Genomic DNA, 24,183 nt, shown 5'->3' with positions numbered 1-24,183 from the left:
TAATACAAGGAGATAAAATGAAAGTAATTCTTTTAGATGATGAGAAATCAATGTTAATCATTATGAAAAAAATGCTGTCAAAAATTAAAGATATCGAATTAGTAGGAAGCTTCCAAAGTCCAAGTGAGGCATATACTTATATAAAAGAAAATAAAGTAGATATGGCATTTGTAGATATTAATATGCGGGAAGAAAACGGGCTTGATTTTGTTAGAAGAGTAACATCGCAATATAAGGAAATTGCAATATTTTTTCTGACCGCTTATAAGGAATATGCTTTAGAAGCGTACGGAATGCACGCCTTTGATTATATCGTCAAACCTATTACATTCGAGAAACTGGAAAATTCCATTCAAAAAGCGAAAGATACTTTGATTTTTTTACAACCCTCTAACCAGAATAATAAAAATAAAATATTTTTCAATTGCTTAGGCAGTTTGGAGGTAAAAAGTGCAATGGGCGGCAGTATACAATTCACTTCATCAAAAAGTTCGGAATTAATGGCGTATTTAGTTATGCACAGGGGGAGATTGGTTTCAAAATGGAAAATCATGGAGGACGTATTTAGCGGTATGGCACAGTCAAATGCAGAAACCTATCTAAATACCACTGTATATAAGTTAAGAAAGGCTTTAGAACCACACGGTATGAAATCAGCGATTATCTCAGCAGAGGAAGGTTATAAGATAGATTTAAAGGAGGTTTATGCAGATATAATAGACTTCGAAGACCGTATCACATCTATTTACCAACTGGATGAGTCGAATCTGGAAAAAGCAATACAAACTGAAAAGCTTTATTCCGGAGAACTTTTTGGAGAAAAAGATTATAGCTGGTCGTTACCGGAAAAAGAAAGGATATCCGAAGTATATTTTAGTTTTGCTAAAAGACTGGTACATTATTTAATTGACAATATGAGGTTAACGGTTGCATTACATATAACAAAAAAAATTAATAATTTTAATGAACTGGATGAAGAAATAAATGGTCTCTTAATGAAAATTTATTCATTACAAAAAAACAGATACTTATTGGAACGGCAATATGAAAGATATAAAAAAATACTAAAAAGTGAACTTGGGCTTTCACCGGATAATTCAATGGTGGAATTGTACTCCGTATTAATAAAATCCTTTGGGTAATTAGTCTCACTTTAGCCTGAATTTGTATACTTATGCAGTTTTTTTGGTCTTTTGTCAGAAATCCGTCAGTAATGTCATATATAATATATATTAGTAATTTGTCTTTATATTATACTACTGCTGCGGTAAAGAATTGCGGATAAAGGTAAATTAATTAACTTAAAATTAATTTTATACATTTTTTACAAAGGAGGATAAGATATGAATAACGAGAACTTGACGGAATTATATGATTGGCAAGAGGTGGAGGGGAGAATTTCAAGACCGAAAATTCAATTATTAACTTTGGAAAAATTAAGATTAGATATAAATAAGATGATTAATAATAGTGAGAATTTACATATGAATCCGGGTATTGAGGAGATGGGAAAAAACTTTGATAGTCTGTTAAACACTTATTACGACTTAGGAGAATTATAAGATTTATAGGAAAGTACTTATAAGCCCTTTAATATATTTATATAAAAAGCTGCCGCATTATCAAAATGCGACAGCTTTTTATGCTAAATTAACTGTTTTTAAAAGCTACATTGGAATTCTTTCTCTTCTTCCACATAACCCAAAGTGGTCCGGCAATACAAATCGTTGAATAACATCCGCTTATGGAACCAATAGCCATAGGAAGAGCGAAACTTTGTATTGAATCTATACTGTTAATATGAGCCAGAATATAAACCAAACTTACACTTAACAATACTGCAACGTTCGTATTGACAGATCTTGTGATGGACTGAGAAATGGAAAGGTTCGTCAGGGTATCCACCGGCGTCTTAGGATGCAGTCTTGTATTTTCACGAATACGGTCATATATAACGATGGTATCATTAACTGAATAACCAATGATACTGAGTGTTACGGCAACAAAAGAATCACCAATTGGAATCTGGAAAATTACGCAGGTGAAAAATACAACCAAAACGTCATGGAACAATGCGATAAGAGCCATAACACCGGCGGAAAGTCCACCCATTCTGCTGAAACGAATCCATACATAAATCATAACTAATACAGCGGAAAGAAGAATCGCTGTAATACCGTTTGTTAAAAATTTCTTACCGAAAAATGGTTCAACCATGGAAGATTCAGAAAGATTTAATTTTGCATCCGGGAATTTTTCTTTTAATGCTGCGTCAAACTTATCCTGATCTTTTGCATCAAGGCCGTAATTACCGGAAATATTGATAATAAGTCTCTTTTCACCGGTTGCAATATCAGAGGTAAGCTGAGTTGTCACCGGCCTGTCTAAAGTTTTTGTTACTATATCGGCAGCTGCGTCGGCATCCAAATCACCGACATAAGAATATTTTAAGAGGGAACCTCCCTTAAACTGGATATCCAGTTGTACACCATTAATAAATGCAGAAATAATACCAATTAACATGATTGTTATGGATATACCGAAAAATATCCAGCGTTTTTTATAAAAATCAATTATTTTTCCCATTATAGTGTTACCCTCCTTGATCTACATTTGAAAAGCGCAGGCTGGCGCAGTGCTTTAAATTCACTTAAGGATCTGATCATCAAACGGGAAGCAGTAACACCTGCAACGAAATTGAAGAAGATACCGGTAAGCAATGAATATGCAAAGGATAATAACGAACCTGAACCAAAAATCATTAATATGATTGCAACGATTAATACGGTAATATTACCATCGAATACAGAGGAAAAAGCATCTTTAAAACCGGAAGAGATAGCAGACGGAATGCTTTTGCCGGATTTAATTTCTTCATTAATACGTTCTGATATAATAACGTTTGCGTCTACACCCATACCAATGGAAAGGATAATACTTGCAATACCTGTTAAGGTAAGGGTTACCTGCGGAATGGAAAGGGCTAAAAGCTGGCCGGAAACCTGAATTAAAAGTGCAATGCAGGCTACAAAACCAGGTAAACGGTAATACAGAATTAAAAGTAAACAAATTATAGCGAAAGCAATTACACCTGCTTGTACCATAACGTCTAATGCACCGGCACCAAGAGTGGGACTGATGGTGGAGTGATTTTTGGTAGTCATAGAAAATGGCAGAGAACCAGCATTGATTTTATCGGAAAGTGCTTTTGCTTCATCATAAGTTCCGATGTGGTCAATCTGAGCTTTACCGCCTCCGATATGTTCATTAACTGTAGCTCGTTGAACTAAAGTTTTATCCATATAGATATCTATTTCTTTACCGATCAGTTTTTGAGTTGCTTTACTGAAAAGTTTTGTTCCTTCTTCATCAAAAGTAAGGCTTACTGCATATTGTCCTGTGGTTCTGTCCATTTCTGGTGAGCTGTTGCTGACATGGGAACCCTCCACTAATACATTACCCTCTGCGTCCTGGAAAGTAAGCTGTGCGGTTTCACCGAGCTCTGCCATAGCTTCCTGAGGGTTAAAGTCTTTTTCATCTGCTTTCCAGGGAAAACGTACGATGATATAACCGTTATCTTTATCAACGGTAACATCACGGTCTAATATATTTTGCTGGTCAAGACGTGTTTCGATAATGGATCTTGCAGCCTCCAGTTCTTTGCCGGTAGGTTTTCTGTCAAGTCCAACAGGCTCAAATGCAGCATCCACGCCTCCTCTGATATCAATACCATAACGCATTTCCGGTGCTCCGGCGATTGTAAATGCTTTATCGGAACCAAGGGGAATAGAAACGCCAAAAATTGCGGTATAAGCCATAAGCAGCGCTATTATTAAAATTATAAAAAATACCGGTTTTCTATTTTTTCTCATTTTTATACCAAAACATATCACAAGCTTACTTGTGATACTGCCACAAATAAAAGTGAAACTCATGTCTCACAGGTTGAAAGAATCATTATGTGGCATCCTTTCTTTCATTAATTTTTTCTTCAACCATTTATACTAACCTTACACTACTATTAGCAAACACTGCAAGGGGGAGCATGTCCTCCTATATGTGCTGCTAATTCTGTTATATCATTAATCTGTTTCTTAAACAGAATTAATAGCAGACATAAAAACAGAGATACGCCTAAAGGGGAGAATCTTGATGAATAAAGATCATGATATAAAAAACGCTGGGGATACTGAAAATATCTTGTTGCGGCCCTAATAAAATGAGTTGCCACACTTTCCTCTTCCGGAAGAAGTGCTATAGAAGTAAAATAATCCAGATAGTAAAAAGGCCGATATATGTTATCCAATGCATTAAAAGATTCTATAACACTGTACGCATTACTGTTAGCCGGTACAGATGTATCTATATTAAGGTTCAGCACTAGAGTTGGAAGCAGAACAACCAAAATACGCAGTACATATTTATTATATTGTCCGTTGGAACTCATATGCTCACCCCTTAAAAATAATCTATATTATAACATAACATATTTTTTGTTTTTTGCATATATCTAAGGATAAATTTCTTGGTAAAATCGAAAATATTTACAAGAAAATAGTTACTTCAAACAATTTCTTTCAAAGTTCAAAACAGACAGTATAAAAATAGTTTGTGTATTTACCCAAAACCTGTTCTAAAGATTTTGGATTTTCTTGGAAGACCAGGAAATATATTTGACATGAAAACCAAGTAATGCTACACTAATTATAACAATCTAATATGAAAAGGTGCTTGGAGCATTAAATAATGCAGACAAGATAATAGGGAAATGGGTGAAAAGCCCATACGGTCCCGCCGCTGTAAAGGAAGAGTAACAATCAGTCGGTGAAACATTTTATTAAAATGAATTGCTGAAAAATCACTGTGATATATGGGAAGAGTGGTTGTTATTATGATACCTGAGTCAGAAGACCTGCCTTTTGATATGAAATTATGCATAGTTACGAACGATGGCTGTGTGTATTAAATATAGTTCCTAATAAAACGGGATTATATTTTACAGGCCTTTTTTGTATGCTGGAATCGTTCGTATAATAATGATTCCGGTTAACGAAAAGGGCTTTTTTTATTTATTCAGAAAGGAGTTTTATGAACAAATAACAAACACCTATGACCGGATTACAGGAACAAAAGCACCGCCTTTTATCAGAAGTTTTAAACCGGCTTCCGATAAGTTACAGATTAAAACTTCAGGAGCAGAGAATATGTGCAAAAAAGCAATTCTGGTTGTCAGTTTTGGTACAAGCCATAATGAAACGAGAAGGAAAACCATTGATCAGATTGAAAAGGATATTAGTAAAAACTATCCGGATTGGAAGATATACCGTGCATTTACAAGCAATATTATAATAAAAATATTAAAAAACAGAGACAGGCTGTTAGTGAATACCGTAAATGAAGCCATGGAACAGATGTTTACGGATGGAATCAGTGAGGTAATCGTACAACCCACGCATATTATAAATGGTATTGAGAATGACAATATGAAAATAGCGATACAGAATTGGCGGAACCGGTTTAAATCTGTTAAAATCGGTGCCCCGCTTCTAACCTCTGCAGAGGATTATCATAAAGTGATAACGGCGCTTATTAAGGAGTTACCGGAGCTGCAAAATGACGAGGCGGTTGTATATATGGGGCATGGTACAACGCATTACTCCAATACCAGCTATCCGGCTCTTGAATATATGTTCCGGGATTATGGATATGAGGATATCTATATTGCTACGGTGGAAGCCTACCCAACGTTGGATAATGTAATAAAACAACTAAAGAAAAAAGATTACAAAAAGGTAATATTAGTACCTTTTATGATAGTTGCAGGGGACCATGCCGTAAATGATATGGCAGGAGAGGAAGAGGATTCCTGGAAATCTATACTGGAGAGATTGGGATATAACGTGGGATATTCTTTAAAAGGACTTGGGGAATATAAAAGAATCAGGAATATTTTTATTGAGCATGTTGCCAAAGCAGATTGAGTGCCGGAATGTCAGTAATAGTTTAATACATGATAGGGCAGTCAACAGGTGTTTATTGATGTATTTAGATTAAATTGGCTTGAAGTGGAGGAATTCGTATGAAAGGTATATTATTCGGTGTGGGAGTAGGGCCGGGAGATCCGGAATTACTTACATTAAAAGCAGTCCGAATTATAAAAGAGTCTGACATAATTGCTGTGCCGGGGAAAGATTTGAATACCTGCATGGCTTATAATATTGTAAAACAGTTTTTATCGGATATTGGCAATAAAAAAATCATTACAGTGGATATGCCTATGACCAAAGAGAAAGAAAAGTTAGAAGAAAGCCACAAAAATGGTGCAGAATTAATCAGGAGCTATTTGGAGGAGGGACTTAAGGTTGCATTTCTGACATTAGGAGATCCAACAATTTATTCTACGTATATTTATATTCATAAGCGTATTTTAGCCGAGGGTTTTACAGCAGAAATAATTAACGGCATTCCGTCCTTTTGTGCTGTGGCTGCCAGATTACAGGAAGGACTTGTGGAAAATTCAGAACAGCTTCATATTATACCGGGTTCTTATTCTATTTCTGATGCCATTACCCTAAAAGGTACCAAGGTACTTATGAAAACAGGAAAAAAATTTGGTGAAGTAAAGGAACAAATAAAGGCTTTGGGGCTTCATGCGGCAATGGTGGAGAATTGCGGAATGGAGCAGGAGAAAGTATATTCCACCCTTGATGAAATCCCAGAGGAAGCGGGATATTATTCCCTAATTATTGTAAAGTAAAAGGGCCGGTTAAATTATGTTAGAGAGATATGTTTATAAAGGAAACCAGAAATTAAGGTGCGGTTATACAACAGGATCCTGTGCGGCGGCAGCAGCAAAAGCAGGTGCGGTTATGTTGTTTGCAGAAAAAACTTTGGAATGGATTTCTATCTTAACACCAAAAGGAATACCTCTTAACCTGGAAGTAAAAGAGATTACACGGGGAGATGATTTTGTTACCTGCGGGATACAAAAAGACAGCGGGGACGATGCAGATGTAACCAATGGAATATTAGTATTTGCTACGGTCAGTAAGACGGATAAGGATATTGTGATTGACGGTGGACCCGGAGTTGGAAGGGTTACCAGATTAGGCTTAAATCAGGATATCGGGCAGGCTGCCATCAACACCGTTCCCAGAGAAATGATTTACAAAGAGGTTATGGCAGTCTGCGAAGAGTCAGAATACACCGGAGGCTTATCAATTATCATCTCAATACCTCAGGGAGAAGAGCTTGCAAGAAAAACATTTAACCCAAGACTCGGAATAAAGGGTGGCCTTTCCATACTGGGAACCACCGGTATTGTGGAACCGATGAGTGAAACGGCACTTATTGATACGATCAGAACGGAGATGAGTTCCCTTGTGGCAGAAGGAGCAAAATACCTTATAGCAGCTCCCGGAAACTATGGGGAAGCCTTTGTGGACAGTCACCTGACTCTTACAGAAAACAAGACGGTTAAGTGCAGTAATTTTATCGGAGAAACCATTGATATGGCATTTGAATTTAAATTAAAGGGATTATTACTGGTAGGGCATATCGGTAAGTTAGTTAAGCTTGGCGGAGGTATCATGAATACCCATTCCAAATGGGCGGACGGACGGATGGAGATACTGTGCAGCTGTGGTCTTCTGGCAGGCGGAGATTCTGTATTGTTACGAAAAATCCTTAATTGTATTACTACGGATGAAGCTCTGGAACTATTTCAGGAAGCCGGTTTACTGGAAGCAGTAATGCAAGTTTTGATGGAAAAAATCGACTATCATATAGGGCACAGAGCATATGAGGGTTTAACAATAGGGGCTTTGGTATTTTCAAATAAATATGGCATATTAGGAGAGACAAAAAAGGTTCCGTTTCTTATAAATCAACTTATAGGAGGCGAGTGTGAAGTGTAGATGTGCAAATTGGCGGACATAAATTATTTGTATGGTCTTGATACTCGAATCCTGTTAATTTAACTTACGATAGGAGAAGTTTGAAAGTTCCCTTTCAAACTACTTATTAAAGCAGTAACGCAGACAGATCTGCGTTATGCAGGAGGTACAAATATGGTACATTTTGTAGGGGCCGGCTGCGGTGCGGTGGATTTAATTACTGTCAGAGGCCAGAAATTATTAAGTGAAGCGGATATAGTAGTCTACGCAGGTTCCCTGGTAAATCCTGACCTGCTGCAGTATACGAAAGAAGATTGCTGTATTTATGACAGTGCCCGTATGACACTTACACAGGTTATGGAGGTTCTGATTAACGGCAGCAGGGAGGGTAAGAAAGTCGTAAGGCTTCATACCGGAGATCCAAGTATCTATGGAGCAATCAGGGAACAGATGGATTGTCTTACTAAAGAAAAAATTGAGTATGATATTTGTCCCGGTGTCAGCAGTTTGTTTGGAGCTGCGGCATCCTTAAAAACGGAATATACATTGCCAGGAGTATCCCAGACAGTTATTATCACCCGTATGGCAGGGCGTACACCGGTACCTGAGAAAGAACAGATTGCATCGCTTGCAGCTCATCAGTCCACTATGGTTATATTTTTAAGTACCGGACTTTTGGAGGAACTGAAAGAGGAACTGCAAAATGGTGGATATAAGCCTACCACACCTTGTGCAATTGTGTATAAAGCAAGCTGGGAGGATGAACTGGTGGTACGTGGGATTGTAGCGGATTTACCTGAAATGGCGTTAAAGAACCACATAACCAAAACCGCTCTGATTGTAGTCGGTGAGTTTCTGGGTGACGATTATGAATTATCAAAATTGTATGATCCATCCTTTTCTACCGGATACCGTGAGGCTGCCTTTAATCAGGGAAAGCTGCAGGGTTAAAGAAAGAGCACCGGATAATTGCTTAAGGAGGCTTTATTAAGTTTATGAAAGTAGGTATCATTTCTTTTACGGTAAAAGGCGGATATTTAAACAATAAAATTTGCCGGGGATTACAATCCTCTGGTATGGAAGCTGAGGGGTATGGATTAGCCAAGTATATTCAAAGTACAGAAATAAATCCTTTTCAAAACCTGAGTGAATTAATGAATCAATTATTCAGAACCATGGACGGTATCATTGTAATCGGAGCTTGTGGTATAGCAGTTCGGGCAATTGCACCTTATATTAAAAGTAAAGTAACGGATCCGGCCGTAGTAGTGGCAGGGGAAGACGGTAAATATGTGATTGCCCTTTTGTCCGGTCATATCGGCGGAGCGAACGAACTAAGCAGAAAGGTAGCCGGGTTGATAGGAGCACAGCCGGTCATAACCACTGCAACCGATATGAATCATAAATTTGCGGTTGATAGCTGGGCAGTTAATAATAACCTGATTATAACGAATATGAGTCTGATAAAAGAAATATCAGGTGCCATATTAAACGGTAACCAGGTGGGATTTTGCAGTGAATATCCAATACATGGGGACAAACCTTTCGAACTTACTAAAAAAGCTGCCGACATAGGTATCTATATAGCAGAAAATACGCTGTTTAGCCCTTTCCCTAAGACTTTACATCTGATACCGAGAAATATTGTACTGGGAATCGGTTGCAGAAAAGGTACAAAAATAGCACCCATTATGGATGTTCTAAAGAATACTTTTAGAAAATATAATCTGGATGAAAAACGTATCTGTAGTATTTGTTCCATTGATATAAAAGCAGAAGAAGAGGGGATTCTGAAACTCTCGGAATATCTGCAGGTGGAATACAGCACGTTCTCCGCGGAGGAACTGAAAAAAGCACCGGGTGATTTTAAAACATCCCAATTTGTAGAAAAAACAGTCGGTGTAGATAATGTATGTGAAAGAAGTGCTTGTCTTGGAAGCGGTTATGGCAAAATGCTGATACCTAAAACAGCTGCGGCAGGTATCACCCTGGCTGCTTATGTAAAGGACTATTCGATAACATTTATATCTTCACTATAAAAGTAAAAGAGAAAGAAAGGATATGCAATGGTGTCAAATGAAATTATACATAATAGGATTTGGAGCAGGGAATTATCAATATATGACCATGCAGGCAAAAGAGGCCCTGGAAGATAGTGAGGTAATCGTAGGATACTCCGTTTATGTGGAATTGGTGCAGAAGTATATTGAAAATAAAGAATACTACAGTACTTCCATGAAGAAGGAGGAAGAACGGTGCAGGTGGGCTATAGAGAAGACATTGCAAGGAAAAAAGGTTGCAATAATATGCAGCGGTGACAGCGGTGTATATGGCCTTGCCAGCTTAGTTTATGAACTGGCTGTAGAATATGAACCTTTTGAAATCGAAGTGATATCCGGTGTAACAGCTGCATTAAGCGGCGGAGCGGTATTAGGGGCTCCCCTGACTCATGACTTTGCCGTCATCAGTCTGAGCGATTTACTGACTCCCTGGGACTTGATTGAAAAAAGACTGCAGTGTTCTGCCATGTGTGATATGGTAATCTGTCTTTATAACCCGTCCAGTAAAAAAAGGTTTGATTATCTAAAAAAAGCCTGTGAAATTATCTTGAAATACAGGAAGAAAGAAACAGTATGCGGTTATGTCCGTAATATCGGACGGGAGGGTGAATCCAGTCAGATAATGAATCTGGTCGATTTAAAGGAACTATCGGTAGATATGTTTACAACTGTATTTATAGGTAATTCCACCACAAAAAATCTGAATAATAAGATGGTAACACCAAGAGGTTATAAAATTACACCTGATTTACACCGGAAGACGGATCCTGGTAAAGCATCCATTAATACAGACTTGTAATTTTAAGCAAAACGGGAAAGGCAGAGATTTATGGAGAAAATACTTTTGTTTGCAGGTACAACGGAGGGCAGGTTTATTTGGGAATATTGCAGTGAGCTTAATATTCCGGTAACTGCCTCTGTCGCAACGGAATATGGGGAGTCGGTACTGCCGCCAAATGAAATATCCGACATACTGGTAGGCAGAATGGATGAGCAGCAGATGGAGGAATTACTCTTTGGCAGCCAATACGTACTTGTAATAGATGCAACTCACCCTTATGCCAGGGAAGTTACGATAAATATTAAAACTGCATGTATAAAGCATAATACACCATATGTCCGTGTACTAAGAGAAAGCCAGATTATACCGGGTGTTATACAGGTTGATAACATATACGAGGCTGCAAACTATTTAAATACACACGAAGGGGCAGCACTGATTACTACCGGAAGCAAGGAACTGCAAGTATTCAGTCAAATCAGGGATTACAGGAAAAGATTAACGGTAAGGATACTGCCGGATTACGAGAATGTAAAACAGTGTATGGAACTGGGCTTCACAGGCCGCAATCTGATTTGTATGCAGGGACCTTTTTCGGAAGAATTTAATTTAGCTCTCTTAAAGGAAATAAAAGCATCTTATCTGGTAACCAAGGAAGCCGGCGCCTATGGAGGGTTTTTGGAAAAAGTACATGCGGCAGAAAAAGCCGGTGCTCAGGTTATCGTTATAAAACGACCCGAAGCGGAAAAGGGATATACCCTGCAGGAGGTTACAGAGAAACTTAAGAAATTGATTCCGCCGGCTGCGGCAGATTAAAGAGGTGATTATGAAAAACGTAACAATAATCGGAGTAGGTATGGGTAATACAGATACCCTTACAATAGAGGGAAAAAACCATATCGACAAGGCTGAAGTATTACTTGGTGCTAAACGTATGATAGAATCCGTAAATACAGGAAATAAGCCGTCTTTTCCGTCCTTTGACGGTAATGAGATTAAGAATTTCATACAATCCTCAAACTATGTAAATTATGCCGTTCTTATGTCCGGTGACACCGGATTTTACAGTGGAACGACCTCTCTTCTTCCTTTGCTTAAGGAGTATGAAGTTAAGGTTATTCCCGGTATTTCAACCGTATCCTATTTTTGCTCTAAGCTAAAATTATCCTGGGAGGATGCCTTTTTGTTAAGTCTTCACGGCAGGGAGGAGAATATTGTACAGGCAGTAAGACAGCACATGAAAACCTTTGCTCTCACGGATGGAAAAATAAATGCTATATGCCAAAAGCTTACCCGGGCAGGTCTTGGATTCGTACAGGTGTATGTGGGAGAAAACCTCTCCTACGATAAGGAAAGAATCGTAAAAGGAACAGCCGAAGAAATTCAACATATGGATTTTGCCCCCTTAAGTGCTGTTTATATTATAAACTCGGATTATGAAGCAAAATTCCGTATCGGCATTCCCGATGATGAATTTATACGCGGTGCTGTTCCCATGACCAAAAGTGAAATCAGAGCTATCATCTTAAGCAAATTGAAGCTTAAGGAAGATTCCATCCTTTATGACATCGGAGCGGGTACCGGTTCTGTTTCTGTTGAAGCAGCGTTTCTGGCTAAGAGAGGGGTAGTATATGCAATTGAGCAGAAAGAAGAAGCTATAGGGCTGATAGAGAAAAATAAAGATAAATTCAAACTAGAAAACATAATAGCAATACCAGGAACTGCACCGGAAGTTATGGAGAATTTAGAGAAACCGGATTTTGCATTTATCGGAGGCAGTAAGGGAAATATGGAGAACATCATAAAATCTTTACTTAATAAAAATCCGGGTATTCGCCTGGTTATTACTGCCATTGCTTTAGAAACTCTGACAGAAGTTTTAAGACTTATGACTGAGTTTAAATTTGAAGAAGTTGAAGTAGTACAGGCTGCCATATCAAAAGCACAGAAAGTGGGAAGTTATCATATGTTAATGGGACAAAACCCGGTATTTATAGTTAGCGGCAGGGGGGAAACTACTTGAAACAGATAAATCGGATCATGTTAGCAGGAACAAAAAGCGGTGCAGGAAAAACAACCATAACCTTAAGTATATTACAGGGTCTGGTGGACAGAGGTTACAAAGTCAGTTCTTTTAAATGCGGACCCGATTATATAGACCCCATGTTTCACAGTAAAGTAATAGGTACAAAATCCGGGAATCTGGACAGCTTTTTTTGTGATGATGATACTTTAATGGGTTTACTATATCAAAATTCCAGAGATACGGATATCAGTGTAATGGAGGGAGTAATGGGTTATTACGACGGTATCGGGTTTTCTGATACCGGAAGTACTTATTCTATCGCAGCGATAACGAAAACACCGGTAATTTTAATTGTTGACGCTAAGGGAATCAGTGGTTCTTTAGGTGCATTATTACATGGCTTTTCAACATACAAAAAGGAAAGTTATATTAAAGGGGTTATATTTAACCGGCTGCCGGACAGATTATACGACAGTGCCAGAAAACTAGCAGAAGATATGGGAATCCAGGCAATTGGTTATGTACCTGTCCTTAGGGAATGGGAGCTTGAAAGCAGGCATCTCGGACTGGTAACTGCCGATGAAATAATAGATATTAAAGAAAGGATAAAGAGATTGGCGGACAGGCTCTCTAATACCATTGATTTTAAGAAAATCCTCACCATTGCAGGAATGGCAGAACCTCTTTCGATTACAGAAGATTTACCCTACCTAAAGGAAAAAGAGAAGATTTCCATTGCAGTAGCACAGGATGAAGCCTTTTGTTTTATTTATAGGGATAATCTGGAAAGGCTTAAGGAGGCAGGAGCCAAGCTTTATTTTTTTAGTCCCTTAAGGGATAAAACTCTGCCTGAGAAAGTGGATGGATTATTGCTTTGCGGGGGATATCCGGAACTGTATGCCAGAGATTTATCCCGGAATACTTCCCTGCTTCATGAGATTAAAACTGCAATTGAGAATGGAATACCCACCATCGCGGAATGCGGCGGTTTTATGTATCTTCACGAAACTATGGAGGATTCGAAAGGGTTAGCCTATCCTATGGCGGGTGTAATTCCCGGTAAATGTTTTAAAACCAAACACCTGCAGAGATTTGGTTATATTTATTTAAAAGGCCTGGAGGAAAGTCTAGCAGCCGGTAATCAGGAAATGATTAAAGCCCATGAATTTCATTATTGGGACAGCGAAAGCTGCGGCAAGGATTTTCATGCAGTGAAACCGGACGGCAGCAGGGAATGGGAGTGTGTTCACGCAAGTAAAACCCTTTATGCCGGATTTCCACACCTTTATTTCTCCAGTGATAATTCCATTGCAAAACGGTTTATAGACCGGTGTATGCAATACAGAATCAGTCCATATCACTATAAGAATCCGGTTTAAAGGAAAGGATAGGTATGATGCTTGAGATCAGGGAACAAAAGTTAGACCATTCAGCTATGGCTGCCGCTAAAGAGCATTGGGATAATATTGCTAAACCTATAGGGAGCCTGGGAGTATTTGAAGATTTGATCATTAAGATAGCTGGTATTCAAGGCAGTAAAAAAGTAGATATCAGTAAGAAAGCTGTAGTAATTATGTGCAGTGATAACGGAGTGGTAAGGGAAAAGGTGACTCAGACCGACAGTTCCGTTACAGCAATTGTTACGGAAAATTTTGCAAAAGGAATTGCAAGTATCAATCAGATGGCTGCGGCAGCCGGTGCTAAGGTAATACCGGTTGATATAGGCGTAAATAAAGACTTAGAGTCTCCTGGGATTATAAATAAAAAAGTCGGTTATGGAACAGGAAATATTGCAAAAGAACCGGCAATGACCATGGAACAGGCATTAAAAGCAATTGAAATCGGTATGGAAATTGTCAGGGATTTAAAAGAGGACGGCTATCGCATAATCGGAACCGGCGAAATGGGAATTGGAAATACCACTACCAGCAGTGCTGTTGCCAGTGTTTTATTAAATCTTCCGGTAAGGGAGGTCACCGGTAAAGGTGCCGGCTTATCAGATGAGGGACTTAACAGAAAAGTTCGTGTCATAGAAGAAGCAATTTGTATTAACCAGACCGATTCCGGAAATCCGGTGGAAGTCCTTGCTAAACTGGGCGGTTATGATATTGCAGGAATGGTTGGTCTCTATATAGGCGGCTTACAGTATGGACTTCCCATAGTCATTGACGGGGTAATATCTTCCGTAGCTGCCCTTATTGCAGCCAGAATTAACAGGGAAGCCGTTAATTATATGATTCCCTCTCATATGAGCAAAGAACCTGCCAGTATAAAGATTATGGAAGAATTAGGGCTTACCCCTGTAATATACGGCAATCTGGCATTGGGAGAGGGTACAGGAACAGCCATGTTGTTTCCCTTGTTAGATATGGTATTGAAAGTTTATTACTTTAATTCTACTTTTGATAATATTAATGTTAAGGCTTATGAGAGATTCGATAATAAATAAAAGAAATTATATACCATTATAGGCGGATATGGGTGTGTATCTTTTACCGGAAAGAGGTTGTTATGATTATATTAGTTACCGGCGGCAGTGGAAGCGGAAAATCAAAATTTGCGGAAAACCTGGCAGTAAAGCTTAGAAATAAGGATTTACTTTATATCGCTACCATGATTCCGATGGATGAGGAAAGCTTAATTAGAATCAAAAGACATCAAAACCAAAGGAAAGAAAAAGGATTCCAAACCCTGGAGCGTTATACGGATTTAAAAAATTTGGAGATAAATAATTATCCTGCCGTATTATTAGAATGTATGTCCAATCTGCTGGCAAATGAGATGTACTGTGAGAATGGAATATCTAATTTGTTTGAAAAGGTACCGGTAAAAGAGGAAATTCTAAAGGGTATCACTCATCTAGCTGCAGTTTGTGAGCATGTCATTATCGTATCCAATGAAGTTTTTTCCGATAATGGTTCCCACTATGAGGAAACTTCCCAATACATAAACATATTAGGTGAAATAAATTGTACCATTGCCAATATGGCTTCAAATGTTTACGAAATCGTGTGCGGGATACCGGTCTGCCAGAAAGGAGCAGATATTTTATGACATTTATAAATAGATTAGTATCTTTAATAACTTCTGTATTGTCATCTATAATAATATCTTTTTCGACTTATTCCATAATACCAATGCCGAGAGTAGAATGGGATGAAAAAAACAGGAAGTATTCCTTAATCTTTTTTCCTCTCATAGGTGTTGTAATCGGCGGAGTTCTTTGCGGATGGTGGGGGCTCTCTGGGGTTTTAGGTTTTGGGGTTTTTATGAGATCAGCCGTTGCTTTGGCTATTCCTGTTTTTATAACCGGAGGCATTCATTTGGACGGATTTATCGATACGGTAGATGCGTTAGGTTCCTATCAGCCGAAAGAGAGAAAATTAGAAATATTAAAAGATCCCCACACTGGTGCTTTTGCTCTAATTAGCTGTAGTGTTTATTTTATCTTGTATTTTGGAGCCCTTACGGAAATGAAAAGTCTTAAAGCATATATAATGCTAAGTCTGGGATTCATTCTATCCAGAGCATTAAGCGGATTAGGGCTGGTACTGTTTCGCTCTGCCAAAAAACAAGGCTTATTGTATGCTTTTTCTTCTGCCGCACATAGGGGAATTACAGGTTTTTTATTAGGACTGATTCTCTTTATCTGTCTGGGTTTCCTGCTTTACGTTGATAGGATTGGCGGCAGTGTACTGTTTCTTATGGCGTTACTTATTTTCTGGTATTACAAAAGGGTCTCTTACAGCCAGTTTGGAGGAATTACAGGTGATCTGGCCGGATTTTTTCTACAGGTTTGTGAGCTGGCTATTGTGATTGCCGTGGCAGTTATTCTTTAGTAAGGGGAGGAAAAATAAAATGGAATTATATATCGGTGGAATCAGCCAGGGAAAACTTCAGTATGTATGTAACAAAAAGAATATCTCTATAGACAGCATAGAAATTTGTGATGGAGCAGTTTGCTCTATGAAAGAAATATTGTCCAAAAGAATTATTCATCAGTTCCATTTATTTATTAAGCGTTTATGGATGGAGGAAACACTTGGGGATGTCTATTTAAAAAATCCCTCCACGCCCCAGGATATGGCCTTAGCATTTATTGAAGTACTGATAGCAAAGAACCCATCCGCTGTTATTATCTGTAATGAAGTCGGATACGGAATCGTTCCTATGGATAAAACAGATCGGATATACCGGGAAACAGTAGGACGGTGTTTATGCAGAGTGGCAGAATACTCTACAAGTGTAGAAAGGATTGTCTGCGGATTGGGGATGAAACTAAAATGAAGGTAATGCTGATAAGACATGGCCAGACGGAAGGAAATCTTAAAAAGCGGTATATCGGAGTGACAGATGAATCTTTATGTACGGAGGGTGTGGACCGGATTCTGGAAAATGTGAAAGACAACCAATACCCGGAAGTTTCCGTTATTTATACAAGTCCCTTAAAACGCTGCATTCAGACGGCACAACTTATCTATCCAAAGAAAAAATATATTCTTTCTGAGAATTTAAGGGAATGTGACTTTGGAGAATTGGAAAATAAAAATTATCTGGAGCTATCAAATCATGTTAAATATCAAAAATGGCTTGCAGGCAATGGAACCTCGGAATTTCCCTCCGCCGAAAAGCAGGAGGATTTTAAAAAGAGATGCCAGGAGGCTTATAAACTGATCATAAAAAAAAGTTTCAATCAGGATCTTGCCTTTATTATCCATGGAGGTACTATTATGGCTATTTTAGAAAAATACGGAGTACCTGAAAAAAGCTTCTATGACTGGCAGTTAAAAAATGGTGAAGGATATCTGTGTGAACTTCAGAAAGACAGAGTCAGCCTGAAAGTTGTTAGCATAATAGCAGCCAACTGTGAAACGTTATAGTATCAGAATATTACAGTTTAGTATCTTAATTACCTTAAAATAAATTGATACGGGAGAAAAATCATGATTTATTATTCCATAACCGCATTTGTAACCGGCTATTTATTAGATTTAATCTTTGGCGATCCGTATTGGCTTCCCCATCCCATCCGTCTTATAGGAACTTTAATAAGTAAGACAGAAAAATGGATACGCAGATTCTGTAAAAATACGCAAAAAAGCCTGATGGCGGGAGGTACAGTACTGGTAATCCTGATTCTCACTTTCTCCACTCTGATTCCTCTTACCCTTTTGAATTTTTTGTATCATAATATTCCTTTACTTGGGTTTATCGTTGAAAGTATCATGTGTTATCAGATACTGGCTACGAAATGTCTTAAAGTTGAAAGTATGCGGGTATACCATTCGCTGGTTAAGGGGGATTTAAAAGAAGCCAGATATAACGTATCCATGATAGTCGGAAGAGATACCGCTGATTTAGATGAAGCAGGAGTTACCAGAGCAGCTGTTGAAACGGTTGCGGAGAATACCTCCGACGGAGTAATTGCACCGATGATTTATCTGGCAATCGGAGGGCCGGTCCTTGGTTTTTTCTATAAAGCGGTAAATACCATGGATTCCATGATTGGATATAAAAACGAGTCCTATCTTTATTTTGGACGGGTTGCGGCCAGGTTAGACGATTTCGTTAATTATCTCCCGGCCAGAATATCTGCTTATCTTATGATATTGGTATGTCCTTTAACTGGGTTGGATTTTAAAGCAGCGGTACGGATCTATCGAAGAGATAAACAAAACCATGCCAGTCCCAATTCTGCCCAGACAGAAGCAGTCTGTGCAGGTGCATTAGGTCTTCAACTCGCCGGAGATGCTTTTTATTTTGGAAAACTGTACAAGAAACCTACCATAGGGGATGATACAAGGCCGATTGAAGCAGAAGACATTAAAAGGGTAAATAAACTACTCTACGCAGCATCCTTTCTGGCGGTAGTATTATTTACCATATTGAAATTAGTTTGTGTAGTAATGTTTATTAAATAAACTGCCGGCTTAGAGAATTGGCAGACAGGAGAGAATAATGGAGCAAAACCAACATGGCGGCGAAATTTATGATAAAAAAATCAGCTGGGATTTTTCTGTTAATACCAACCCCTTTGGTCTGCCGGAGGGCGTAAAAAAAACACTTATCCGACACATAGATACTTTTGCCTTATATCCGGATAACCGCTGCGGCAGTCTGGCAAGTGCCATAGCGGATTATGAAAGAGCAGACAGGGATTACATTATCTGCGGAAACGGTGCTTCTGATTTAATATTTCGATTATGTTATGCCTTAAAACCAGGAAAAGCAATGGTAACGGCACCTGCTTTTTCCGAATATGAAAAAGCGTTAAGGGAAGCCGGAAGTCAGATTGAATACTGCCTTTTAACGGAACGGGATTCGTTTCAAGTCACGGAACAGCTTCTGAACCAATTAAATGAAACGATTGATCTGTTATTTTTATGTAACCCCAATAATCCGGTAGGTAACCTTATACCACCAGCCCTGTTAGAAAAAATTATGACTCAGTGTCTCAGGTACAATATTTTCTTAGTGATGGATGAGTGTTTCATTGAATTTACGGACGAACCGGAAGCCTATTCAATAAAGAAGTATCTGAATAAAAATGATAGAGTTTTTCTGTTAAGAGCGTTTACCAAATTATATGCTATGGCTGGTTTAAGACTCGGGTACGGCATATGCAGTGATATACAGCTGATTAACAAAATGTCTGCCATGGGGCCTGCCTGGAATGTGTCCGTACCGGCCCAGATTGCCGGAATAGAAGCCTTAAAGGAAGAGTCCTACCGTCTTAAGACCAAAGAGCTAATAAGAGTTGAACGGGAGTATCTGTATAACAGTCTGAAAACACTTGGAATCAAGGTATTTAAACCTACTGCCAATTACATCTTCTTTAAATGTTGGGATACCCTTTATGAATTTCTGTTACATAGGGAAATCCTCATACGGCAGTGTGGCAATTACAATCAATTAAGCAGAGAATTCTACCGGATTGCAGTCAAAAATCATGAAGAAAATGTTATCCTGATTAGGGAGATAGCTGAATTTTTAGACATCTGCAAACTGAATCAGAATTAGACTACAAGATATAGGAGGGTATAAATTATGGCAAAAGCGATTATGATACAGGGAACCATGTCCAATGTAGGAAAAAGCCTTTTGGTGGCAGGGCTTTGCAGGGTATTAAAACAGGATGGGCACAAGGTCGCACCCTTTAAATCTCAAAATATGGCTTTGAATTCCTTCATTACGGAAGAGGGCCTGGAAATGGGACGAGCACAGGTTATGCAAGCGGAAGCCTGTGGGATTAAACCCAGTGTGCTTATGAATCCAATACTTTTAAAACCTACCACTGATGTGGGTTCCCAGGTTATTGTAAATGGTGAAGTACTTGGTAATATGAAAGCCATGGATTACTTTAAGTATAAAAAATCTCTTATACCGGATATTATGAAAGCTTATCATAAATTGGAGGAAGAATATGATATCATTGTAATAGAGGGAGCCGGAAGCCCGGCAGAAATTAATTTGAAAAGTGATGACATTGTCAATATGGGTATGGCAAAACTCGTTGATGCACCGGTTCTATTAGTCGGCGATATAGACAGAGGCGGTGTATTTGCTCAGCTTGCAGGAACGTTAATGTTATTGGAGGAAGAAGAAAGGGCAAGGGTGAAAGCCACTATAATTAATAAGTTCAGGGGAGATAAGGCCATATTAGAACCGGGACTTGACATGTTAAAGGATATAAGCGGAAAAGAAGTAGCAGGTGTAATCCCTTATGTGTATCTGGATATTGATGATGAAGATAGTTTATCTGAGCGTTTTGTAAGCAGTAAGACGATCGGTTTGGTAGATATAGCTGTCATTAAGTTACCACGTATCTCGAATTTTACGGATTTTAATTCTCTGGAACATATGGAGGGCGTTTCTCTTCGTTATATAACAAATGTATCTGACTTAAAAGAAACGGATATGATTATTATACCGGGAACCAAAAGTACTATGGCAGACCTTCTCTGGATGCGGCAGAATGGTCTTGAAACCGCAATTAAAAAGCAGGCGGCAGAGGGAAAGATTGTCTTCGGAATCTGTGGCGGATACCAGATGCTCGGAGAAAAATTAAGTGATCCCTATGGAGTGGAAGCCTCCGGTAATATGGAGGGAATGGGACTGCTGCCAATAGCAACCGTATTTAATAAAGAAAAAGTTCGTACCAGAATAGCGGGAAATATCAATACTCTGGACGGGATATTCGGATTATTAAACGGTGTTCCTATTGAGGGGTATGAAATTCATATGGGAGTATCCAGTAAAACGGGTCGTGGCAATGGTAGTTATTTTTCTCAGATCTCTGCTTGTTTAACAGAAAGAATGGATGGCAATACAGAGCAAAATGAAAGTCTAAAGTCTGACGGTTATGTATTCGAAAACGTAATCGGAACCTATGTACATGGAATATTTGATAGTGAAGAATTTATAGAGGGAATTATCAAAACCCTTTATAAGTCTAAGGGTTTGGAATATAATCAAGTGAAATCCGTTGATTTAAAAGCTTATAAGGAAATGCAATATGACAAGTTAGCGGATACGGTCAGGAACAATCTGGACATAGATTTCATTTATAGAATTTTGGAGGAAGCGAAATGAATCAGGGTTTGATACATGTTTACTGCGGGGATGGAAAAGGTAAAACCACGGCGGCAATCGGGCTGGCCATTCGTGCTGCCGGCAGCGGAATGAAAGTAGTATTATTACAATTCCTGAAAGGAAGAGTGGTAAGTGAACTGGAGAGTTTAAAGTTAATTCCGGGCATTACCGTGATACGGAATCATAAAGATTTAGGGTTTTACAATACCATGTCCCCCCAGGATAAAAAGGATATTACCGTATATCACAATGAAAACTTAAGAAAAGCTTTAGATATGGTTAAGAGAGATTCCTGTGATCTACTGATCTTAGATGAGATAATGGCTGCATATAAATATGAATTGGTGGATTGCCCGCTAATTGATGATCTTATATTGAATAAGAAGAAAGAACTGGAGCTGGTGCTGACCGGACGGGACCCTGCGCCTTTATTTCTCGAAAAGGCAGATTATGTATCGGAAATAAAGAAAGTAAAACATCCCTATGATAAAAATATTACAGCCAGAAAGGGAATAGAACTATGAAAATACAGGCAGAATATTTAGCTCCGGAGACAATAGAAAAAAGAAGTTTTGAGATTATTGAGGCAGAATTAAAAACAAAGCTGGATGAGGAGCTAAAACCTATTATAAAAAGAGTAATCCATACGACTGCAGATTTTGATTATGCAAAAAACCTGTGTTTTTCAGACGGAGTAGTTAAAAAAGCACTGGAAGCAATAAAAAACGGTGCTGATATTATTACGGATACTAATATGGGTAAAGCAGGAATCAATAAAAAATCCTTAGCCAGATTCGGCGGAGACGTGCACTGTTTTATGGCAGATGAGGATGTTGCCCTAAAAGCAAAGGAGAGAGGAGTAACAAGAGCAGCCATCAGTATGGAAAAAGCGGTTGAATTAAATAAAAGCCTGATATTTGCAATCGGTAACGCCCCCACTGCACTGATACGGTTACATGAACTGATACTTAAGACAAATATAAAACCGGAGCTAATCATCGGTGTTCCGGTGGGTTTTGTTAATGTAGTGGAAGCAAAAGAGTTAATTATGGAAACAGACGTACCTTATATCATAGCCAGGGGAAGAAAAGGCGGTAGTAATGTAGCAGCATGTATCTGTAATGCACTTTTGTATATGATACCGTAATAATCGAGCCGGTTATGTTACCTGAGACATTCTCTGCAGATTAAATAAAAAAAGAGGTCGTTTCTAAATTTCTTTGAATACAGACTTACGTGAGGAACCATAATCCATATGTAAGAGTATTAAAAGAATTTTGCAACGACCCCATCAGTCAGAACTTTCTTCGTTTTTCTCTTTAAGCTGATCCAGATGTAACTGGATCATACGGCCTTTAATATAATCTTTGTATTCATCTGTAAGCCGGTTATAATAATTCAGCACATTCCATTCGTCTTTGGTTAAAACGGTACTTTTTGAATGTGTATAATTCGTAGTTTCTTTTGTTCCCTCAAATCTTTGTCTGCTATTTTCGTAGTCAAACAGATAATCAACACTGACATTAAAATATTCCGCCAGTTTTACTAATATATCGGGATCGGGAGTACTGTAATTCCGTTCATAATTGGACATGGTAGATTTACTTACCCCAAGGATCTGAGCCAAGTCATTCTGTGGAATATTTTTTTCAAGTCTTAAGTTTCGAATTTTTTTACCAATATCCAAGATAACACTCCCTTTTTTAATAAATACTAACATAAAATATATTTTTTAAAATATAAGTCCAATAATACTGGATATTATTTAAAAATATTTGACAAATCAAATAAAAATGGATATAATATAAAAAGTGATATAAAAGTTGATAAAACAATTACCATATTAACTTTCAATAAGGCATAAGGCTTTAATGCAATATATAAAAATATAATCCCCTCAATATTTTTTATTTGCCTTATATACCTTATGCTTTATTGAAAATTAATATGGTTTTTAATTACACAGGAAAGTTCTCCGAACTTTCCTGTGTAATTAAAAGCCCTCCGGGCAGGATGCGAATGACGTGCCATAGATAGATTGTCACTGAAGTACAGCGCGTCAGCGCTAGAGTCTGGCATGAATATATCAATATTACAATTCTTACCCGGAACGCTATAGATAATACTCCAAGTATGAAATTAACCTTTTACACTAAAATCTTAATAGGTTAAAATTAGAACAGTAAATCTTATAATAATTACTAATATTATACAAGCATAATGTGATATAATAGAATTACCAGGATGGATTTGGAATCCGTATACAATACTATTCTGGGAACAAATGAAAGGATGGTGTAAAATATGTTAAATCAAGAAGTAGCAAAATTACTCAACGACCAGATTAACAAAGAATTTTATTCAGCCTATCTTTATATGGATATGGCGAACTATTACGCGGATCAAAGTTTAAGCGGATTTGAAAATTGGTTTTTTGTTCAAATGCAGGAAGAAAGAGACCACGCAATGTTATTTCGTCAATACCTGCTAAATAACAGTGAAACAGTACAACTGGCAGCAATATCTGCACCCGATAAAAAATATGATAATTTCCGTGAACCATTAGTGTTAGCACTTGAACATGAAGAATTTGTGACCGCGTCCATAAACAATATATATGAAGCCGCATATAAAAATAAAGATTTCAGGACAATGCAGTTCTTAGATTGGTTTATTAAGGAACAAGGTGAAGAAGAGAAAAATGCGGATGATAACATTAAGAAATATGATTTGTTTGCAGGTGATCCCAAAGGGTTATATATGTTGGATAATGAATTGAAAGCAAGAATTTATGCAGCGCCTTCTCTTGTTTTATAGGTACCATAGCAC

At 38.1% G+C, this 24,183-nt stretch carries 26 protein-coding genes and 1 riboswitch; of the genes, 22 read left to right on the top strand and 4 right to left on the bottom strand.

Features of this window, described 5'->3' with window-relative positions; genetic code table 11:
* Positions 1 to 17: 17 nt before the first annotated feature.
* Positions 18 to 1,142, top strand: coding sequence for a response regulator (locus tag RBU59_RS08455; RefSeq protein WP_308147441.1), 1,125 nt, complete (start codon positions 18 to 20; stop codon positions 1,140 to 1,142).
* 201 nt (positions 1,143 to 1,343) lie between these two features.
* Positions 1,344 to 1,562 carry a hypothetical protein gene (locus RBU59_RS08450; RefSeq protein ID WP_308147440.1) on the top strand — a complete coding sequence of 73 codons (219 nt, stop codon included), beginning with the start codon at positions 1,344 to 1,346 and terminating at the stop codon, positions 1,560 to 1,562.
* Between the two features lie 88 nt (positions 1,563 to 1,650).
* Here RBU59_RS08450 and secF read toward each other — a convergent pair whose 3' ends face one another.
* The 3 genes from secF to RBU59_RS08435 all read right to left on the bottom strand — a co-directional run bounded on the left by secF (position 1,651) and on the right by RBU59_RS08435 (position 4,447).
* Positions 1,651 to 2,586: a protein translocase subunit SecF gene (secF, locus tag RBU59_RS08445; RefSeq protein WP_308147439.1), complete on the bottom strand. Its 936-nt coding sequence runs from the start codon at positions 2,584 to 2,586 to the stop codon at positions 1,651 to 1,653.
* Positions 2,586 to 3,872 carry a protein translocase subunit SecD gene (gene secD / locus RBU59_RS08440; RefSeq protein ID WP_308147438.1) on the bottom strand — a complete coding sequence of 429 codons (1,287 nt, stop codon included), beginning with the start codon at positions 3,870 to 3,872 and terminating at the stop codon, positions 2,586 to 2,588. Before secD ends, secF begins: the two co-directional genes overlap by 1 nt.
* A 149-nt stretch (positions 3,873 to 4,021) precedes the next feature.
* The gene (locus tag RBU59_RS08435) at positions 4,022 to 4,447 is read right to left on the bottom strand and encodes a hypothetical protein (RefSeq protein WP_308147437.1); all 426 of its coding nucleotides are present in this window, start codon (positions 4,445 to 4,447) and stop codon (positions 4,022 to 4,024) included.
* A 261-nt stretch (positions 4,448 to 4,708) separates the two neighbouring features.
* Positions 4,709 to 4,934: riboswitch (cobalamin riboswitch) on the top strand.
* 75 nt (positions 4,935 to 5,009) lie between these two features.
* Between RBU59_RS08435 and RBU59_RS08430 the strand changes: the two genes are divergently transcribed.
* From RBU59_RS08430 to RBU59_RS08340, 19 genes are all read left to right on the top strand, one after another.
* Positions 5,010 to 5,981, top strand: a complete 972-nt coding sequence (locus RBU59_RS08430; protein WP_308147436.1) for a sirohydrochlorin cobaltochelatase — start codon at positions 5,010 to 5,012, stop codon at positions 5,979 to 5,981.
* A gap of 98 nt (positions 5,982 to 6,079) precedes the next feature.
* Positions 6,080 to 6,757 carry a precorrin-2 C(20)-methyltransferase gene (cobI, locus tag RBU59_RS08425; protein ID WP_308147435.1) on the top strand — a complete coding sequence of 226 codons (678 nt, stop codon included), beginning with the start codon at positions 6,080 to 6,082 and terminating at the stop codon, positions 6,755 to 6,757.
* A gap of 16 nt (positions 6,758 to 6,773) precedes the next feature.
* Complete coding sequence (cbiD, locus tag RBU59_RS08420) at positions 6,774 to 7,916, top strand: cobalt-precorrin-5B (C(1))-methyltransferase CbiD (RefSeq protein ID WP_308147434.1); 1,143 nt, start codon at positions 6,774 to 6,776, stop codon at positions 7,914 to 7,916.
* Between the two features lie 153 nt (positions 7,917 to 8,069).
* Positions 8,070 to 8,846 carry a precorrin-4 C(11)-methyltransferase gene (cobM, locus tag RBU59_RS08415; RefSeq protein ID WP_308147433.1) on the top strand — a complete coding sequence of 259 codons (777 nt, stop codon included), beginning with the start codon at positions 8,070 to 8,072 and terminating at the stop codon, positions 8,844 to 8,846.
* Between the two features lie 44 nt (positions 8,847 to 8,890).
* Positions 8,891 to 9,934: a cobalt-precorrin 5A hydrolase gene (cbiG, locus tag RBU59_RS08410; protein ID WP_308147432.1), complete on the top strand. Its 1,044-nt coding sequence runs from the start codon at positions 8,891 to 8,893 to the stop codon at positions 9,932 to 9,934.
* 22 nt (positions 9,935 to 9,956) lie between these two features.
* Positions 9,957 to 10,754: a precorrin-3B C(17)-methyltransferase gene (gene cobJ / locus RBU59_RS08405; RefSeq protein WP_308147431.1), complete on the top strand. Its 798-nt coding sequence runs from the start codon at positions 9,957 to 9,959 to the stop codon at positions 10,752 to 10,754.
* A 30-nt stretch (positions 10,755 to 10,784) separates the two neighbouring features.
* A complete protein-coding gene (cobK, locus tag RBU59_RS08400) occupies positions 10,785 to 11,552 on the top strand; it encodes a precorrin-6A reductase (protein ID WP_308147430.1) in 768 nt (255 codons plus the stop codon).
* 10 nt (positions 11,553 to 11,562) lie between these two features.
* On the top strand, positions 11,563 to 12,759 hold the full coding sequence (gene cbiE, locus RBU59_RS08395; protein WP_308147429.1) for a precorrin-6y C5,15-methyltransferase (decarboxylating) subunit CbiE: 1,197 nt from the start codon (positions 11,563 to 11,565) through the stop codon (positions 12,757 to 12,759).
* Positions 12,756 to 14,141, top strand: a complete 1,386-nt coding sequence (locus RBU59_RS08390; RefSeq protein WP_308147428.1) for a cobyrinate a,c-diamide synthase — start codon at positions 12,756 to 12,758, stop codon at positions 14,139 to 14,141. The genes cbiE and RBU59_RS08390 overlap by 4 nt, the downstream gene beginning before the upstream one ends.
* Positions 14,142 to 14,155: 14 nt before the next feature.
* Positions 14,156 to 15,211 (top strand): nicotinate-nucleotide--dimethylbenzimidazole phosphoribosyltransferase, encoded by a 1,056-nt coding sequence (cobT, locus tag RBU59_RS08385; protein WP_308147427.1) that lies wholly within the window; start codon positions 14,156 to 14,158, stop codon positions 15,209 to 15,211.
* 62 nt (positions 15,212 to 15,273) lie between these two features.
* Positions 15,274 to 15,816 (top strand): bifunctional adenosylcobinamide kinase/adenosylcobinamide-phosphate guanylyltransferase, encoded by a 543-nt coding sequence (locus tag RBU59_RS08380; RefSeq protein ID WP_308147426.1) that lies wholly within the window; start codon positions 15,274 to 15,276, stop codon positions 15,814 to 15,816.
* Complete coding sequence (locus RBU59_RS08375; RefSeq protein WP_308147425.1) at positions 15,813 to 16,601, top strand: adenosylcobinamide-GDP ribazoletransferase; 789 nt, start codon at positions 15,813 to 15,815, stop codon at positions 16,599 to 16,601. Before RBU59_RS08380 ends, RBU59_RS08375 begins: the two co-directional genes overlap by 4 nt.
* Positions 16,602 to 16,620: 19 nt before the next feature.
* The gene (locus tag RBU59_RS08370; protein WP_308147424.1) at positions 16,621 to 17,049 is read left to right on the top strand and encodes a bifunctional adenosylcobinamide kinase/adenosylcobinamide-phosphate guanylyltransferase; all 429 of its coding nucleotides are present in this window, start codon (positions 16,621 to 16,623) and stop codon (positions 17,047 to 17,049) included.
* A complete protein-coding gene (locus RBU59_RS08365; protein ID WP_308147423.1) occupies positions 17,046 to 17,642 on the top strand; it encodes a histidine phosphatase family protein in 597 nt (198 codons plus the stop codon). Before RBU59_RS08370 ends, RBU59_RS08365 begins: the two co-directional genes overlap by 4 nt.
* A gap of 63 nt (positions 17,643 to 17,705) precedes the next feature.
* Positions 17,706 to 18,683, top strand: coding sequence for an adenosylcobinamide-phosphate synthase CbiB (gene cbiB, locus RBU59_RS08360; RefSeq protein WP_308147422.1), 978 nt, complete (start codon positions 17,706 to 17,708; stop codon positions 18,681 to 18,683).
* A 37-nt stretch (positions 18,684 to 18,720) separates the two neighbouring features.
* Positions 18,721 to 19,782 (top strand): pyridoxal phosphate-dependent aminotransferase, encoded by a 1,062-nt coding sequence (locus tag RBU59_RS08355; RefSeq protein ID WP_308147421.1) that lies wholly within the window; start codon positions 18,721 to 18,723, stop codon positions 19,780 to 19,782.
* A gap of 27 nt (positions 19,783 to 19,809) precedes the next feature.
* Positions 19,810 to 21,354 carry a cobyric acid synthase gene (locus RBU59_RS08350; RefSeq protein WP_308147420.1) on the top strand — a complete coding sequence of 515 codons (1,545 nt, stop codon included), beginning with the start codon at positions 19,810 to 19,812 and terminating at the stop codon, positions 21,352 to 21,354.
* Entirely contained in the window at positions 21,351 to 21,878 is a 528-nt protein-coding gene (locus RBU59_RS08345) for a cob(I)yrinic acid a,c-diamide adenosyltransferase (protein ID WP_308147419.1), read from the top strand. Before RBU59_RS08350 ends, RBU59_RS08345 begins: the two co-directional genes overlap by 4 nt.
* Positions 21,875 to 22,501 (top strand): precorrin-8X methylmutase, encoded by a 627-nt coding sequence (locus tag RBU59_RS08340; protein WP_308147418.1) that lies wholly within the window; start codon positions 21,875 to 21,877, stop codon positions 22,499 to 22,501. Before RBU59_RS08345 ends, RBU59_RS08340 begins: the two co-directional genes overlap by 4 nt.
* A 144-nt stretch (positions 22,502 to 22,645) precedes the next feature.
* Here the strand turns inward: RBU59_RS08340 and RBU59_RS08335 are convergent, their stop codons facing one another.
* Positions 22,646 to 23,041 (bottom strand): helix-turn-helix domain-containing protein, encoded by a 396-nt coding sequence (locus RBU59_RS08335; RefSeq protein WP_308147417.1) that lies wholly within the window; start codon positions 23,039 to 23,041, stop codon positions 22,646 to 22,648.
* 617 nt (positions 23,042 to 23,658) lie between these two features.
* On the opposite strand from RBU59_RS08335, the gene RBU59_RS08330 reads away from it, so the two are divergent.
* Positions 23,659 to 24,171, top strand: coding sequence for a ferritin (locus RBU59_RS08330; RefSeq protein WP_308147416.1), 513 nt, complete (start codon positions 23,659 to 23,661; stop codon positions 24,169 to 24,171).
* Positions 24,172 to 24,183: the final 12 nt, after the last annotated feature.

This window comes from Anaerocolumna sp. MB42-C2, from assembly GCF_030913705.1.
In the GTDB taxonomy this organism is placed as follows: domain Bacteria; phylum Bacillota; class Clostridia; order Lachnospirales; family Lachnospiraceae; genus Anaerocolumna.
This window is presented reverse-complemented; position numbering and strand designations above follow the sequence as displayed.

What these genes read in the sequence shown, in the direction of transcription:
- secD (WP_308147438.1), bottom strand. Translation starts at nt 3,872, where the DNA reads ATGAGAAAAAATAGAAAACCGGTATTTTTTATAATTTTAATAATAGCG.
- RBU59_RS08365 (WP_308147423.1), top strand. Translation starts at nt 17,046, where the DNA reads ATGAAGGTAATGCTGATAAGACATGGCCAGACGGAAGGAAATCTTAAA.
- cobI (WP_308147435.1), top strand. Translation starts at nt 6,080, where the DNA reads ATGAAAGGTATATTATTCGGTGTGGGAGTAGGGCCGGGAGATCCGGAA.
- RBU59_RS08350 (WP_308147420.1), top strand. Translation starts at nt 19,810, where the DNA reads ATGGCAAAAGCGATTATGATACAGGGAACCATGTCCAATGTAGGAAAA.
- RBU59_RS08340 (WP_308147418.1), top strand. Translation starts at nt 21,875, where the DNA reads ATGAAAATACAGGCAGAATATTTAGCTCCGGAGACAATAGAAAAAAGA.
- cobK (WP_308147430.1), top strand. Translation starts at nt 10,785, where the DNA reads ATGGAGAAAATACTTTTGTTTGCAGGTACAACGGAGGGCAGGTTTATT.
- cbiG (WP_308147432.1), top strand. Translation starts at nt 8,891, where the DNA reads ATGAAAGTAGGTATCATTTCTTTTACGGTAAAAGGCGGATATTTAAAC.
- secF (WP_308147439.1), bottom strand. Translation starts at nt 2,586, where the DNA reads ATGGGAAAAATAATTGATTTTTATAAAAAACGCTGGATATTTTTCGGT.
- RBU59_RS08370 (WP_308147424.1), top strand. Translation starts at nt 16,621, where the DNA reads ATGGAATTATATATCGGTGGAATCAGCCAGGGAAAACTTCAGTATGTA.
- RBU59_RS08435 (WP_308147437.1), bottom strand. Translation starts at nt 4,447, where the DNA reads ATGAGTTCCAACGGACAATATAATAAATATGTACTGCGTATTTTGGTT.
- RBU59_RS08355 (WP_308147421.1), top strand. Translation starts at nt 18,721, where the DNA reads ATGGAGCAAAACCAACATGGCGGCGAAATTTATGATAAAAAAATCAGC.
- RBU59_RS08375 (WP_308147425.1), top strand. Translation starts at nt 15,813, where the DNA reads ATGACATTTATAAATAGATTAGTATCTTTAATAACTTCTGTATTGTCA.
- cobT (WP_308147427.1), top strand. Translation starts at nt 14,156, where the DNA reads ATGATGCTTGAGATCAGGGAACAAAAGTTAGACCATTCAGCTATGGCT.
- RBU59_RS08450 (WP_308147440.1), top strand. Translation starts at nt 1,344, where the DNA reads ATGAATAACGAGAACTTGACGGAATTATATGATTGGCAAGAGGTGGAG.
- RBU59_RS08330 (WP_308147416.1), top strand. Translation starts at nt 23,659, where the DNA reads ATGTTAAATCAAGAAGTAGCAAAATTACTCAACGACCAGATTAACAAA.
- RBU59_RS08345 (WP_308147419.1), top strand. Translation starts at nt 21,351, where the DNA reads ATGAATCAGGGTTTGATACATGTTTACTGCGGGGATGGAAAAGGTAAA.
- cbiB (WP_308147422.1), top strand. Translation starts at nt 17,706, where the DNA reads ATGATTTATTATTCCATAACCGCATTTGTAACCGGCTATTTATTAGAT.
- RBU59_RS08455 (WP_308147441.1), top strand. Translation starts at nt 18, where the DNA reads ATGAAAGTAATTCTTTTAGATGATGAGAAATCAATGTTAATCATTATG.
- RBU59_RS08380 (WP_308147426.1), top strand. Translation starts at nt 15,274, where the DNA reads ATGATTATATTAGTTACCGGCGGCAGTGGAAGCGGAAAATCAAAATTT.
- cbiD (WP_308147434.1), top strand. Translation starts at nt 6,774, where the DNA reads ATGTTAGAGAGATATGTTTATAAAGGAAACCAGAAATTAAGGTGCGGT.
- cobM (WP_308147433.1), top strand. Translation starts at nt 8,070, where the DNA reads ATGGTACATTTTGTAGGGGCCGGCTGCGGTGCGGTGGATTTAATTACT.
- cbiE (WP_308147429.1), top strand. Translation starts at nt 11,563, where the DNA reads ATGAAAAACGTAACAATAATCGGAGTAGGTATGGGTAATACAGATACC.
- cobJ (WP_308147431.1), top strand. Translation starts at nt 9,957, where the DNA reads ATGCAATGGTGTCAAATGAAATTATACATAATAGGATTTGGAGCAGGG.